This window comes from Bradyrhizobium sp. CCBAU 25338, from assembly GCF_028128965.1.
GTDB classification, from domain to species: domain Bacteria; phylum Pseudomonadota; class Alphaproteobacteria; order Rhizobiales; family Xanthobacteraceae; genus Bradyrhizobium; species Bradyrhizobium liaoningense.
In genome coordinates this window covers 313,378-326,157 of record NZ_LFKY01000037.1, presented here as the reverse complement: position 1 = coordinate 326,157, position 12,780 = coordinate 313,378, and the positions used below count along the sequence as shown (strand labels likewise).

Below are 12,780 nucleotides of genomic sequence, written 5' to 3'. Positions count from 1 at the left end.
CAAAAGCGCGCTCCTCAGGACGAGGAATTGAGAGTGAGGCAACCATGGCCTTTCGTTCCCGCCGCGAGAAACTTCGCTCCATCCTGTCGGGCGGGACCTGTGTCCATCCCGGCTCGGTCTACGACGCCATCTCGATCCGCATTGCGGAGGACCTCGGGTTTCCGCTCGGCATGTTCGGGGGATCAGTGGCCTCGCTCGCCGTGCTCGGCGATCCCGATGTCACGCTGATCACGCTCACCGAGCTTGCCGAGCAGATGCGGCGGATGTCGCGCGCCGCAACACTCCCCGTTCTGGTCGATGCTGATCACGGCTACGGCAATGCGCTCAACGTGCGCCGCACGGTGCAGGAGCTGGAGATGGCGGGCGCGGCCGGCCTCACCATCGAGGACACGCTGCTGCCGGCTGCCTTTGGCGAGACCAAGGCGCAGCTGATCTCGCTCGAGGAAGGCGTCGGCAAGATGAAGGCGGCGCTTGCCGGCCGCAGCGATCCGTCGCTGGTGATCATGGGCCGCACGGGCGCTGCCGCGATCACCTCGATCGAGGATGCTGTTCGCCGCGCCAAGGCTTATGAGGCCACCGGAGTCGATGCGTTGTTCTTCACCGGCATCAAGTCGCGCGCCGAGCTCGAGGCCATCGCATCTGGCACGCGCCTGCCGATCGTGCTCGGCGGTGCGCCGGACGAATTGAACGCGCTCGATTACCTTGCGCGCCAGCGCGTACGCATCGCACTCCAGGGCCATGCGCCGATCGCCGCCGCGACGCAGGCCGTCTACGAGACGCAGAGGGCGCTGCGCGAGGGCACGGCGCCGAAAAGCCTCAAGGGCTTGGCATCGCCGGAGCTGATGGCCCGTGTCATGCGCGAGGGCGAGGCCAGGGTGCGCAGCGCCGATGTTCTCGGACTGAACAAGTGAGCCGGGCAATTCTCCAGGTCATGATCCGCGGACGCGTGCAGGGCGTCGGCTATCGGGCCTGGCTCGAGTATCAGGCGACGACGAGCGGCCTCGAAGGCTGGGTCCGCAACCGTCGCGACGGCAGCGTGGAAGCGCTGTTCGCTGGCGCGCCGAAGCACGTTGCCGACATGGTCGCGCTTTGCCGCCACGGCCCGCCGTCCTCGCGCGTCGACAGCGTCACCAGTGAAACCGCGAGCGCGGATGAGCTGAATCTGCGCCGGGCAGGGGAGACGTTCTCGGTGCTGCCGACGGCGTAGCTTCAGAGAAGACCGTCATGTCCGGGCGCTGTCCCGGGCATCCACGTTCTTCGCGCCGTGTGGTTATGCGCGGATGGCCGGGACAAGCCCGGCCATGACGACGTAGAGGCTGAGGTGCCCCAAGCTCTCGATGGGAAATTTCACCTTGGCAGCTTGGCGATCGCCTCACTCAGCTCATGGATCTCATAGGGTTTGCGCAGGATCGGGAAATCGCCGCGCACGCCGGCGGCGACCTCGCTGTAGCCGGTGGCGAGCAGGATCGGCAGGCCGGGGCGGATCTGGCGGAGGCGATGGGCGAGGCTGAGCCCGTCCATCTTGCCGGGCATGACGATGTCCGAGAACACGAAGTCGACGCCGTTGCTCTCGATCTCGCGCAATGCCGCTTCGGCATCGGCGACCCGGCGCACTTGATAGCCGAGTTGCTCCAGAAGACCGATGCTGACCAGAGCGACGTCGGGATTGTCCTCGACCAGCAGCACCGTGCCGCTGCCGCGCAGAGGCGTCCCCGATGTCTCGCGCGACGGCGCATCTGTGCCGCGCGGCAGGATGATGGTGAATGTCGTGCCCTTTCCGAGCTCGCTTGCGACCTTTATGGTGCCGCCGGCCTGATGAGCGAAGCCGTGCACCTGCGAAAGGCCGAGGCCCGTGCCTTTTCCGATCGGCTTGGTCGTGAAGAACGGCTCGAAGATCTTGTCGAGAACGTCGGAAGGAATTCCGAGCCCGGTATCCGTGACGTCGATCGCGACGAAGTCGCCGGCGAGGGGAGGTTCGTTGAGCACGACATTGCGCGCGCCGATCGTCACCGTGCCACCGTCCGGCATCGCGTCGCGGGCATTGATGACGAGGTTGAGGAGCGCGGTCTCGAGCTCGGAGACGTCGGCCTTGATCGGGCAGGTGTCGGAGCCGATGTCGAAAGCGAGGCGCACGGAACTGCCCACGCCGGCGTCGAGCACCTCGCGGATGGCCGCGATGCGTTCGGCGAAATCGATCGCCTGCGGGTTGACGCTCTGCCGCCGCGCGAAGGTGAGGAGCTGGTTCGTCAGCGCGGCGCCGCGTTTGGTCGCGGTCTCGATCGCGGACATGGCGCGCTCGAGCTTGGGGTCGTCGGCGGCGCTCTTCTTCAGGATGTGAAGGCTGCCGCTGATGATCATCAGAAGATTGTTGAAGTCGTGGGCAACGCCGCCGGTCAGCTGTCCGAGCGCATCGAATTTCTGCGACTCGGCGAGTTGCTTCTGCATTGCCTCGAGCTTGAGCTGGGAATTGCGGCGCTCGGTGATGTCGCGCGTGATCTTGGCGAAGCCGATCAGCGCGCCGCCCTCGTAGATCGGGTCGATCACCACGCTGGCCCAGAAGAACGTGCCGTCCTTTCGGACGCGCCAGCCTTCCTCCTCATATCGGCCCTTTTCCCGCGCAATACCGAGCGCCCGCGCGGGCTTGCCATTGGCGCGGTCGGTCTCGGTGTAGAAACGGGAAAAATGCTGGCCGAGGATCTCCTCGGGCGAATAGCCCTTAATGCGTTCGCCGCCGACGTTCCAGCTGGTGATGATCCCCCTGGGATCGAGCATGTAGAGGGCGTAGTCGGCGACTCCCTCAACCAACAGCCGGAAACTGCGCTCGCTTTCGAACAAGTCTCTCTGTTGACTGAACTTTTCGGACATTCCGGACCCGCCTCGACGGGGACAAACGCCGCACATGGCAGATTTGTTCCCATTCTATGGGACATTTTTAGGCAATATCGCGCACGGAATACAGAGGCCGCCGGGCGATCAGGCGCGGTGGCCGCTAGCTCGTCGCCAGGCTCCGGAACGTCGCGGCCACCGCGCGCAGGGCCGCGAGCTTGGCGGGATCGCCGACTTTCGAATGCAGCATCACCTTCGAGCTGCCGAGTCTCGGCAGCTTGTGCGCCGGCCCGAGATCGACCAAGCCCGGAGGCGCGATCCGCCGCGCCAGCGGCGCAATTGCAAGTCCGGCAAGCGCGGCCGCGACCACCGCCGTGACACCGCCGCCGACAAATCGCTCGCGCCAGGCGATGCCGGCCTTGTCCAGCGCGCGCACGGCGATGGCGCGGACGCCACAGGGCGGGGCGAGCGTTGCGAGCGGCAGTGCTTCGCCCTTCGGGAACGTGAAACGGTGTGACGCGAACCAGCCGAACGCGTCATCAGCCAGCTTCTCGCCGCCACGGCGGCTGCCCTCCTGGCGGACGATCACCGCGTCCAGCTCGCCCGCATCATAGGCCTCCTGCATCTCGCGCGAGAAACCGATGGTGACGGCAAGCGTGAGATTCGCGGATATCGCGTGCAGACGTTCGAGCAGCGGCACCAGTTCAGGGCCCGCGGCGTGGTCGGAGATGCCGAGCGAAAGCGACTGCGCGGCGGAAGCCTCGCCGGAGAGCGCACGGTCATGCGCGTCCATGAGCGCGCGGGCGCGATCGAGGAAAGCAGCACCATCGGCAGTGAGCCGAACCGCGCGCGGCGAGCGTTCGACGAGACGTTTTCCGACCAACGTCTCCAGGCGTTGGAGCTTGAGGCTGACAGCCGCCTGCGTCGTGCCGAGCGCTTCGGCCGCGCGGGTAAAGCTCTGGAGGTCGGCGACCAGCAGGAAGGCCCGGACCGTGGCGATGTCGAGGGTGGCCGTCATTAGCAACTGTTATCACAGATATCAGATGAGATAAGATACTAAAATGAAGGGAGGAGGGCTAGCTTCCCAACGACCCCGCGCCGAAGCCCGCGCGGCATGCTGAGGAGAACGTCCATGCCCCTGATCACCGTGTCCTACACCACGTCTCGCCAGTCGCCGTCGCTGAAGGCCGACGTCGCCAATGCCGTGTCCGAGCTCACGGCAAAGATCCTGCACAAGGATCCCAGGGTCACCGCCATCATCGTGAAGTCCGTGGATGCGGGCGACTGGTTCGCGGGCGGCAAGTCGCTCGCTGAGCAGAAGCTCGCAAGCTACTGGATCGACATCCACGTCACGGAAGGCACTAACACCAAGGACGAGAAGGCGGCCTATCTCACCGCCATGTTCGAGCGCATGGCCGATATCCTGGGCCCGCTGCATCCCGAGACCTATCTGCATGTCGACGAGGTCAAGGGCGATGCCTACGGCTTTGGCGGCCTGACCCAGGAGCGGCGCTACATCGCCGGCAAGCTCGAGGTTTCGCTGCAGGCGGCGTGATGCCGGGGGCCGCGGGCGAGCCGTCTCACCCGCGGCCCGATCGTCAGCTTGCAGCCTGGAACTGAATTTCCGAATCGTTGATGAAACACGTCTTGTCGAACAGCTTCAGGTCCAGCGGGTTCGGCAAGCGGACATCGCTGAGATCAGGACAGGGCTTGACTGCGGGATCATAGGATCGGTCGATCTGCGAGATGAAGACGACGATCAGCCCCTTGTCGCGTGCGAACGATTTCAGCGCGCGCACCTGAACGGTCAGGTCGGGGTTTTCCCGCCGCTGGTCGAGCAGTTGCAGATAGTCGATCACCACGAATGTGCCGCGCGGGGCGGGGGCCATCTGCTTGACGACGTAATCGGCGCTGATCGCATCGGAGCAATCGACCTCGAACAATCTGTCGAACTGCGCGGGCTCCACGCCGATCGCCCGCAAGCGGTCCAGAACGTCTCTCTCGGTGTATTCGAGCGAGAAGAACGCAGCGCGGCTGCCTTTCCTCATGGCCTCTACCGCAAATTCGAGGCTCATGAGCGTCTTGCCATGACCGGGTCGCGCACCGAGCAGCACCAGCTCGCCCGGCCGGAATTGAGGAAACAGCTTGCCGGCCGGCGTCTCCGCCGCGGCTTTTGCCGCGAGCAAGCTCCAGGCGGAGAACCCTTCCGCTGTGGCGACGCGGTCAAGCGCGTCGTGGAGTGGAATGCCTTCCTCGCGGGACAGGCGCTTCGCCTTGCGCTTGAGATGATAGATCGGCGCAGACAATCTCATCGTGAGAACCTCCCATTGCGAGCATGATCGCAATCCCTCCTTATGCCCAGCGCTCGAACAGTCGGTCCGATGATCAATTCGCCCGGCATGAAGTCTGCTTTCCCGGCGGAGGGGGGAGGCGTGGGCGACGCCGGAATTGAGCATAGCCGATTCCGCGTCTGCGGAGAACGGCCCGGTGCGGGCTCGCTAGGCGACCGCTTCCGGCAGCAGCGCGCGGGTTGGCCCGAACAATTCTTCGAACGTCTGCCTGAGTGCGATATCGACATCGGCCATGGTCACGAGCTGGCCGAGATCGACCAGAGAGGTGACGCCGTAGCGGGGATCTGCAACGCCGCAGGGCACGATGCCGGCGAAATGCGACAGCTCCGGCTCGACATTGATGGCGATGCCATGGAACGACACCCAGCGCTTCAGACGGACGCCGATCGCCGCAATCTTGTCCTCGTGATCCGCTCCCTTGTCGGGGCGCCTGACCCAGACGCCAACCCGGTCCTCGCGCCGCTCGCCGCGAATATTGAAGGCGGCCAGCGTGCGCAGGATCAATTCCTCCAGGCTTGCGACATAGGCTCGGACATCAGGCCGGCGGCGCTTGAGGTCCAGCATGACATAGGCCACCCGCTGACCCGGCCCGTGATAGGTGAGCTGCCCGCCACGCCCGGTTGCGAAGATCGGGAAGCGGGCATCCAGCAGATCGGATTGCTTGCCCGAGGTGCCCGAGGTGTAGAGCGGGGGGTGTTCGAGCAGCCAGACCAATTCCGGGGCCTCGCCTGCCGCGATCGCTGCGACCCGAGCCTCCATGGTGGCCACCGCATCCGGATAGGGCACCGGAGCATCCGAGATAAGCCATTCGACGGGCTCGCCGCCTGCGGCGGAAAACGACGTCAAATCGAGCTCTTGGCGCTGGTTTTGACGGGGGTTTTCGGGCGAATTAACCATTGGCTAACCATAACGTGGTGATGATCGCAGGTGCAAATGAAGAGTCCCAAGTCGCGGCGGTCCTGACAGTGCCCACTCTCGATAAAGTCACCGTGGATCTCATGGTCGTCCTCGGGACGACCACCATGCCGATCCATCAAGTATTGCGTCTTTCCCGCGGCGCCATCATCGAGCTGGATGCTACCGAGGCCGACGAGGTCAAGGTCCTGGCCAATAACCTGCCGGTTGCCTCCGGCGTCGTGCTGGTCGATCGCAACCGGATCGCGGTCGAGGTCAAGCAGATGCTGCCGCGCTCCGCGGGCACCCGGTAGGCCCTGGGGCACCAGCGGCAAGCGGCCTGGGCAGGCGGCTTGCGGCCCGGCCACCCAGCGAGGCCGATTCGGGCAGAAGGCTGGAACTTTCCTGCAAAGCTTGTGGAATTCAGGGCCTTTGCAGGCTTGTACCCCTCTGATGGATTTGTTAGATCGGCGCCGTTGATCCGGCTGGCCCTCAAGCCTCAAGCCGGCATCCCCAAAGCGCTCGTGGCGGAACTGGTAGACGCGCTGCCTTGAGGTGGCAGTGAGTAAAATCGTGGGGGTTCGAGTCCCTCCGAGCGCACCATAGACCCGCGATTGGCGTTGAAATCATTTAGCTTTTTTTGGGTTTTGCCCGGGAACGTTACATCTGCGTTCCCGCGTCGCGTCGGGTCCCCGCAAAAGGTCGTCGAGTGACGGCTCTGATCGAATGCGACGATCTTTTCCATGCCGATGAGGCCGAGCTTCTCTCGATTCGCCTGAGCGATGCAGTGGCGCCGGCATTTTCGGATCGGTCCAGCCGAACATGGCCATCATCTCACTCTCGATGCAGTCGGCCTAAGCCGCAACCTCGGCGCGGGCCTCGCGCACGCCGAGAATGGCGAGAAGCCGTTCGCGGTGCTGACGCGCAAGGTCGTCAACTTTGCCTGTAGCCGTTCCAGCACCAGCGCAGCGTGCCAGGTTGTGCCGCGCCGACCGTGCTGCCGATCCGCAGCTCGGCCCCGGCGTGACAAGCGCACTCGACCGTTCTTTCGAGACGATCGACAGCAAGGGTCAATCTGTTTGCGAGCGGTCGTCCGCAAGAGGTGATCACGGCGTCGATGCTGGCAGATGTGTACGGCGTCGATGCAGTCGTGGAGCATACTGCGGGAGGCGGACTGCATATCTAGGTCGGCTGAGCGTACCAGTTCGTCAAACTCGTTCTCAACGCCGACCATTGACAACCATTCCTCGGGATAGCGCCTTCGAGAGAGCCGCTGCAGTGTCCCGCAGAGCGGCAAGTCGATCCTCCATCTGCTTGTTCATGATACGCTCGAGCGGCCCGGTCATGCCTACCGACTGCAGAACTGAGCCATCTGAAAGCACAACGGGGACCGCAAGCGCCGCAAGCCCTTCGTCGATCTCCCCGACACAGGTGGCGTAACCCAATCTTCTGACCTTTGCGAACTCCTGTTCAATCCACTTTCGGCTGGTGTGTGAATTGACGGTCGGCTTAGGAAGCTCATTTGAGAGAGCTTCAGCGATCAGTTCTTTGCTCTGAAATGCCATGATGGCCTTGCCCGTCGCAGCTGCATTCACGGGCATCTCGATTCCCGGCTGAACATATCCGCGCCACCTCACATCGGGCGAGTATGAAACGGCTACCAGTACGCGTGCCCCGACCAGGCGTGCGAGATAGCAAGTCTCGGTGGACGCCTCCGTCAAGGCATGAATATGGGGACCGGCAAGCGATGCGTACCAGCCGTCGTCGGCGCCCGCATGCAGCAGGCGCGTCAGCCTATCGCCGACTGAATAGGTACGTCCGGCTTCTCGTTCGACCGCTAGTCCCGATCGAACCAGCCCCTTCAGCAATCGATGCGCGGTCGTTTTGGGGAGTTCGAGGATCGATGAGACGTCGGCGAGCGTGATCCCGCCAGGGAAGGCCGCAATCAATTCGAGCACGTCGATGTACCGAGCCAGCGGGCCGGGCGAATTGTCATCCATGCGCATGTGATCCGATCAATTTTTGTGCGGCGCAAGCAAAAATGAACGGCTTGACACCTGACGAGGATGCCGTCTACCGTTTCGTTATTCGGGATTATGTTCCGGAAAACGGAACGTCTGTCAAGCCTCGTGAAGCTCCATTGGGCGTGATGGACAAGGTTATTTCATTCCAGGAGACGACATGAAGATCACGCGGAAGGCCTTTCTCAGTTTGATGATGGGAGCAGGAATGCTGCCGTTGGTCGGTGCGGCTCAAGCTCAGCAGGGTGGGCCCATTTTGATCGGCGCGACCGTGCCGATGACGGGGCCGCTCTCGCTGACGGGAAAGCAATACCAGAACTCTCTTTCGATGGCCGAAGAGGACATCAACAAGGCAGGGGGCATCAACGGTCGCCAGATCAAGATTGTGTTTGAGGACACGCAGGCCTCCAACGGCACCGCGGTCAACGCATTCGTAAAGCTGGCCCAGGAGACCAAGCCCGCGTTCTTCTTTCTGTCGAGCTACTCCACGCAGAATCTTGCGACCGCGCCCGAGCTTGGCAAAGTGCAAGTGCCTGCGATGTATGCGGGCGGTGCCGATGTTGTGGCTGAAAACGGAAATGAATGGATGTTCCGTATCCGTCCCGCTGACAGCGTTTCGGCCGAAGGAATGGTGAAGGCTGCGGTCGACGTCATCAAGGCGAAGAAACCCGGGATTCTCTATATCCAGAACGACTTCGGCCAAGGCGGTGCGCAGACTGCCGCCAAGCGCTTCGAAGCTGCAGGCATCTCGGTCGCCGGCATGGAAGCCTATGGTCAGAACGACAAGGACTTCTCGGCGCAGCTCCTTGGTCTGCGTAACAAGGGCGCGGATGCCATTTTGATTTTCAACTATCCGCAAGATGGCGCGCTGGTACTCCGCCAGGCCAAGCAGCTCGGCTTCAAGATGCCGCTCGTTACGTCCTCTGCTGCGCTGGTACCGGCGGCGACACAGCTTCTTTCCCCTGCAGATCTCGAGGGTGTCTGGGGGGTGGTCGATGCTTTCATGGATGTTGGTGTCGGTGGCCGGATGAAGGACTACGTCGAGCGCTTCAAGGCGAAGTTCGGAGTTGATCCAGATCCCTACGGGCTTGCTTATTACGACGGCGCGATGCTGATGGCCGACGGCATGCGCAAGGTCGGGACCGATCCGAAAGCGCTGCGCGAATGGCTGTCCTCGGTCAAGGGCTGGCAGGGCATTGGACACGTCTATTCGTACGACAGCAAAGGCAATGGCGTACGCGACCTCGCTGTCGTGAAGGCGAAGCCGGGCACCAAGACCTTAGAGCTCGTGCAGCCTGTCACCCTCAACTAGTCCTTCGCAAGGAAGTGGTCTGCGGTTCGGCGAGCCGACCGCAGACCGGGATCGTGTAGGAACGTCATGGCGGACTTCGTCCAGCTTCTAGTCAACGGACTGGCGATCGGCAGCGTCTATGCGCTCGCCGCGATCGGCTTCGTGATCGTCTACTCTGCTACCGGAGTGGTCAATTTCGCGGCTGGCCAATTCGTAATGTTCGGAACGTTCGCCGGCGTTGCGACGCTTATTCGCGCTCAGCTTCCCTGGCCAGTTGCGTATAGTGCGGCGCTCATCATCATGGCACTGTTCGGGGCCTTGTTCTTTGTCGCGGTCTATCTGCCTCTACGACGTGGGTCGATTGTGACGATCATCATCGGGACCGTCGCGATCAGCATCACGATGCAGAACGCTGCGTTGCTCTCTTTTGGATCGTGGCCGTTCCGTCTGCCGTCTCCCGTCGAAGACAGCGCGGTCTCGCTTGGCGGCGCGATCATTTCTACGCACGCACTTGGCGTGGTCGCTGTGACCGCCGTGATGGTTGCCGGATTATGGCTTCTCTTCAACCGCACTTCGGCGGGCGTGGGGATGCGGGCCGTCGCGCAGGATGTGCAGGCCGCCAAGTTGATGGGCCTCAAAGTCAATCGCCTGCTGGCGTTATCGTGGATCCTCGCGGCAGTGCTTGCAGGGGTCGCGGGACTAATGCTCGGACCTATGTGGTTCGCGGACGTCAATATGGGCGACCCGATCGCATTGAAAGCCTTCGCCGCCACCATCATCGGCGGCTTTGGCAGTCTGCCGGGGGCCATTGTGGGCGGCCTGTTCGTTGGCCTGACTGAGGTCCTCGGCGCATCCTACGTCTCGTCCGCGTACAAGGACCTGATCTCGTTCGGCATCATGATCGCTTTCTTGCTGGTACGTCCGCAAGGCGTGTTCGGCGAGAAGATTCAGGATCGAGGCTGACAGGATGGCGATGCGTATTCCCCTGCAGATCGCCACAGCGATCATTGTGCTCGGCGGGCTATCCGGTATCGTTTTGCCGGAATATCACCTTCGCCTGTTGAACCTGTCGCTGATCTCCGCAGTAGCGGTGATCGGGCTCAACTTTGCCTTTGGCTACGCCGGTTTGATCTCGCTGGGCCATGCGGCCTTTGTTGGCATGGGCGGCTATGGTCTGGCTATCCTGACCACCACTTGCGGATGGTCACCGTGGCTCGCCGCGCCAGTAGCGGTCGCGGCGACGGCCGTCTCTGCCGGCCTGATTGGGTACCCATTGCTTCGCTTGCGCGGGCACTACCTGGCACTGGCCACGCTCGGCCTCAACGTGTCGTTCTATATCGTGACGTCCAATTGGATTGCGATGACAGGGGGGACCAACGGGATCGCGCGAATCCCGGGCTTGGCGCTTGGCTCGCTCAGCTTCTCCGGGGAGCATCAATTCCTTTGGCTTGCGCTTGTAGTCCTGGCTCTGATCGCCGCAGCGGCGGCCGCATTGCACAAGTCCCGTCTCGGCCGCGAGATGATGGCTGTGCGCGATGATGAGATCGCGTCCGAGATGACCGGAATCGATACGACGCGGATCAAGATTGCAGCATTCGTGCTTTCCGCCGTCTGCGCCGCCGTTGCCGGATGCCTGTTTGCCCTGCACGTGCGCTTCGTCGCGCCCGAAGATTTCACCTACGCGCATTCGATCACATACCTCGCCATGTTGATCGTCGGCGGGGAAGGCACGATCGTCGGTGCTATCCTCGGAGCGGTGCTGCTGACGTTTCTGCCGGAATGGTTGCGCTTTCTCGGTACCGCTTACCTCTTCTTCTTCGGCCTGCTGGTGCTTGGCATTCTGGTGTTTCTGCCCACGGGCCTCGTTGGCCTCGGCCAACGCCTGAGCCGCCGGTCAGCAAGACGTCCGGTCTTCGCGTCTGCTCGTGCTCCGGAGGCGACGCCATGAATGCCTTGGAAGCACGGAGCATTCACAAGCGCTATGGGGGCCTGGCTGCGTTGGCGGACGTGGATCTGACCGTCAAAAAGGGGCAGTTCGTCGCGGTCATCGGCCCTAACGGCGCCGGCAAATCCACTCTGCTGAACGTTCTGACTGGCCTGGCGATGCCAGATGAAGGGCAGGTGTTTCTCGATGGTCAGGCGATCACGCGTATGGCCACTAACAAACGTATTCGTGCCGGCCTTGGCCGTACGTTTCAGCACGGGCGGGTGTTCGCGCGTCTTAGCGTACTGGAAAACGTGATGACGGGTGCGGCGATACGTGGCGGCCTAAGCGAGTCTGGCCTGCGCGACGTTTCGATGGAGATCATCGAGCAAATGGGGTTGGCAGACGAGGCGCACGATGCCATTGGGTCGCTCTCGTACGGTCGGCGCCGAATGGTGGAGCTCTCACGTGCGTTGGCCTGCCGGCCGCACGTCCTCTTACTGGACGAGCCGGCGGCCGGCCTCAACTCCGGCGAGGTCGACCAACTCATCGATCGCCTGGCAGAGTTGCGGGCGGCGCACGGACTCGCCGTGGTGTTGATCGAACACAACATGGGGATGGTCATGCGGCTTGCCGAGCGCATCTTCGTTCTCAACTTTGGTTGCAAGATCGCCGAGGGAACTCCAGCGGAGATTCAAGCAGATCCGGCCGTGCTATCTGCTTATCTGGGCGAAGGATATGCTCATGCTGTCGTGTAACGATCTCGTGGTCGCGCATGGCGATATCGTGGCGTTGCAGGGAGTGACCCTCCAGGTCGAAGCTGGCGAAACGGTCGCACTTATCGGTGCCAACGGCGCCGGCAAGACGACCTTGCTACATGCGATCTCCGGCCTCAACCGGGTCGCGTCGGGAGACATTAGATTCGAGGAACGCTCGATCGCCGGATGGCCCACCGATCAACGCGTTTCCGCTGGAATTGCGCAGGCGCCCGAAGGCCGAAGGATATTTCCCGGATTGTCGGTCGAGGAGAACCTGACCCTCGCGACCGTCAGCTGGCGTCGTTGGCGGCAGTCGATTGCGGCCGATCTCGATCGCGTCTTTGGATTGTTTCCGCGCCTTAAGGAGCGCCGACGACAGCTGGGATGGTCATTGTCGGGTGGAGAGCAGCAAATGCTCGCGATCGGACGCGCTCTGATGGCTCGCCCCAAGTTGTTGCTGCTCGACGAGCCATCGCTCGGCTTGGCGCCGCGGCTCGCCGAGGAGGTTTACGAACAAGTCAGGTGCATTGGCGAGACCGGTCTGACCATCCTGGTCGTGGAGCAGAACACGGTGCTCGCGCTCTCGGTCGCCGATCGCGCCTATGTGCTGGAGACAGGGCGCATTGTGCTCGAAGGACCAGCAGACGAACTCAAGCACAATGCGCGCGTGCGCGAAGCTTATCTGGGCCGTTGAACCCGGAATCAAGGAGGCAAG

At 62.8% G+C, this 12,780-nt stretch carries 14 protein-coding genes and 1 tRNA gene; 10 read left to right on the top strand and 5 right to left on the bottom strand.

What is annotated here, in order from left to right; genetic code table 11:
• Positions 1-44 precede the first annotated feature (44 nt).
• Together ACM42_RS19935 and ACM42_RS19930 are read left to right on the top strand one after the other, a co-directional pair.
• On the top strand, positions 45-911 hold the full coding sequence (locus ACM42_RS19935) for an isocitrate lyase/PEP mutase family protein (RefSeq protein WP_271529521.1): 867 nt from the start codon (positions 45-47) through the stop codon (positions 909-911).
• A complete protein-coding gene (locus ACM42_RS19930) occupies positions 908-1,207 on the top strand; it encodes an acylphosphatase (RefSeq protein WP_035675193.1) in 300 nt (99 codons plus the stop codon). Before ACM42_RS19935 ends, ACM42_RS19930 begins: the two co-directional genes overlap by 4 nt.
• Before the next feature lie 140 nt (positions 1,208-1,347).
• Here the strand turns inward: ACM42_RS19930 and ACM42_RS19925 are convergent, their stop codons facing one another.
• Both ACM42_RS19925 and ACM42_RS19920 read right to left on the bottom strand, forming a co-directional pair.
• Positions 1,348-2,865 (bottom strand): PAS domain-containing sensor histidine kinase, encoded by a 1,518-nt coding sequence (locus ACM42_RS19925; protein ID WP_271529520.1) that lies wholly within the window; start codon positions 2,863-2,865, stop codon positions 1,348-1,350.
• Between the two features lie 124 nt (positions 2,866-2,989).
• The gene (locus tag ACM42_RS19920; protein WP_271529519.1) at positions 2,990-3,844 is read right to left on the bottom strand and encodes a LysR family transcriptional regulator; all 855 of its coding nucleotides are present in this window, start codon (positions 3,842-3,844) and stop codon (positions 2,990-2,992) included.
• Between the two features lie 114 nt (positions 3,845-3,958).
• Here ACM42_RS19920 and ACM42_RS19915 point away from each other — a divergent pair, with 114 nt between their 5' ends.
• On the top strand, positions 3,959-4,381 hold the full coding sequence (locus tag ACM42_RS19915; protein WP_271529518.1) for a tautomerase family protein: 423 nt from the start codon (positions 3,959-3,961) through the stop codon (positions 4,379-4,381).
• 43 nt (positions 4,382-4,424) lie between these two features.
• Here ACM42_RS19915 and ACM42_RS19910 read toward each other — a convergent pair whose 3' ends face one another.
• Both ACM42_RS19910 and lipB read right to left on the bottom strand, forming a co-directional pair.
• The gene (locus tag ACM42_RS19910) at positions 4,425-5,138 is read right to left on the bottom strand and encodes a DNA helicase (protein ID WP_271529517.1); all 714 of its coding nucleotides are present in this window, start codon (positions 5,136-5,138) and stop codon (positions 4,425-4,427) included.
• A 186-nt stretch (positions 5,139-5,324) separates the two neighbouring features.
• Positions 5,325-6,074, bottom strand: coding sequence for a lipoyl(octanoyl) transferase LipB (gene lipB, locus ACM42_RS19905; RefSeq protein WP_271529516.1), 750 nt, complete (start codon positions 6,072-6,074; stop codon positions 5,325-5,327).
• A 68-nt stretch (positions 6,075-6,142) separates the two neighbouring features.
• On the opposite strand from lipB, the gene ACM42_RS19900 reads away from it, so the two are divergent.
• Together ACM42_RS19900 and ACM42_RS19895 are read left to right on the top strand one after the other, a co-directional pair.
• Entirely contained in the window at positions 6,143-6,385 is a 243-nt protein-coding gene (locus tag ACM42_RS19900) for a FliM/FliN family flagellar motor switch protein (protein ID WP_028177375.1), read from the top strand.
• 204 nt (positions 6,386-6,589) lie between these two features.
• Positions 6,590-6,674: transfer RNA gene (locus ACM42_RS19895), tRNA-Leu, on the top strand.
• A gap of 617 nt (positions 6,675-7,291) precedes the next feature.
• Here ACM42_RS19895 and ACM42_RS19890 read toward each other — a convergent pair.
• Entirely contained in the window at positions 7,292-8,071 is a 780-nt protein-coding gene (locus ACM42_RS19890; RefSeq protein WP_271529515.1) for an IclR family transcriptional regulator, read from the bottom strand.
• A gap of 181 nt (positions 8,072-8,252) precedes the next feature.
• Here ACM42_RS19890 and ACM42_RS19885 point away from each other — a divergent pair, with 181 nt between their 5' ends.
• From ACM42_RS19885 to ACM42_RS19865, 5 genes are all read left to right on the top strand, one after another.
• Complete coding sequence (locus ACM42_RS19885) at positions 8,253-9,404, top strand: ABC transporter substrate-binding protein (protein WP_271529514.1); 1,152 nt, start codon at positions 8,253-8,255, stop codon at positions 9,402-9,404.
• 66 nt (positions 9,405-9,470) lie between these two features.
• A complete protein-coding gene (locus ACM42_RS19880) occupies positions 9,471-10,346 on the top strand; it encodes a branched-chain amino acid ABC transporter permease (RefSeq protein ID WP_271529513.1) in 876 nt (291 codons plus the stop codon).
• A gap of 4 nt (positions 10,347-10,350) precedes the next feature.
• Positions 10,351-11,331: a branched-chain amino acid ABC transporter permease gene (locus tag ACM42_RS19875; RefSeq protein ID WP_271529512.1), complete on the top strand. Its 981-nt coding sequence runs from the start codon at positions 10,351-10,353 to the stop codon at positions 11,329-11,331.
• Complete coding sequence (locus tag ACM42_RS19870; RefSeq protein ID WP_271529511.1) at positions 11,328-12,065, top strand: ABC transporter ATP-binding protein; 738 nt, start codon at positions 11,328-11,330, stop codon at positions 12,063-12,065. The genes ACM42_RS19875 and ACM42_RS19870 overlap by 4 nt, the downstream gene beginning before the upstream one ends.
• Positions 12,052-12,759, top strand: a complete 708-nt coding sequence (locus tag ACM42_RS19865; protein WP_271529510.1) for an ABC transporter ATP-binding protein — start codon at positions 12,052-12,054, stop codon at positions 12,757-12,759. Before ACM42_RS19870 ends, ACM42_RS19865 begins: the two co-directional genes overlap by 14 nt.
• Positions 12,760-12,780: the final 21 nt, after the last annotated feature.

Bases quoted from the DNA above. Each gene is read 5' to 3' on its own strand.
- ACM42_RS19935 (WP_271529521.1), top strand. From the start codon at position 45: ATGGCCTTTCGTTCCCGCCGCGAGAAACTTCGCTCCATCCTGTCGGGC.
- ACM42_RS19925 (WP_271529520.1), bottom strand. From the start codon at position 2,865: ATGTCCGAAAAGTTCAGTCAACAGAGAGACTTGTTCGAAAGCGAGCGC.
- ACM42_RS19920 (WP_271529519.1), bottom strand. From the start codon at position 3,844: ATGACGGCCACCCTCGACATCGCCACGGTCCGGGCCTTCCTGCTGGTC.
- ACM42_RS19915 (WP_271529518.1), top strand. From the start codon at position 3,959: ATGCCCCTGATCACCGTGTCCTACACCACGTCTCGCCAGTCGCCGTCG.
- ACM42_RS19910 (WP_271529517.1), bottom strand. From the start codon at position 5,138: ATGAGATTGTCTGCGCCGATCTATCATCTCAAGCGCAAGGCGAAGCGC.
- lipB (WP_271529516.1), bottom strand. From the start codon at position 6,074: ATGGTTAATTCGCCCGAAAACCCCCGTCAAAACCAGCGCCAAGAGCTC.
- ACM42_RS19890 (WP_271529515.1), bottom strand. From the start codon at position 8,071: ATGGATGACAATTCGCCCGGCCCGCTGGCTCGGTACATCGACGTGCTC.
- ACM42_RS19885 (WP_271529514.1), top strand. From the start codon at position 8,253: ATGAAGATCACGCGGAAGGCCTTTCTCAGTTTGATGATGGGAGCAGGA.
- ACM42_RS19880 (WP_271529513.1), top strand. From the start codon at position 9,471: ATGGCGGACTTCGTCCAGCTTCTAGTCAACGGACTGGCGATCGGCAGC.
- ACM42_RS19875 (WP_271529512.1), top strand. From the start codon at position 10,351: ATGGCGATGCGTATTCCCCTGCAGATCGCCACAGCGATCATTGTGCTC.
- ACM42_RS19870 (WP_271529511.1), top strand. From the start codon at position 11,328: ATGAATGCCTTGGAAGCACGGAGCATTCACAAGCGCTATGGGGGCCTG.
- ACM42_RS19865 (WP_271529510.1), top strand. From the start codon at position 12,052: ATGCTGTCGTGTAACGATCTCGTGGTCGCGCATGGCGATATCGTGGCG.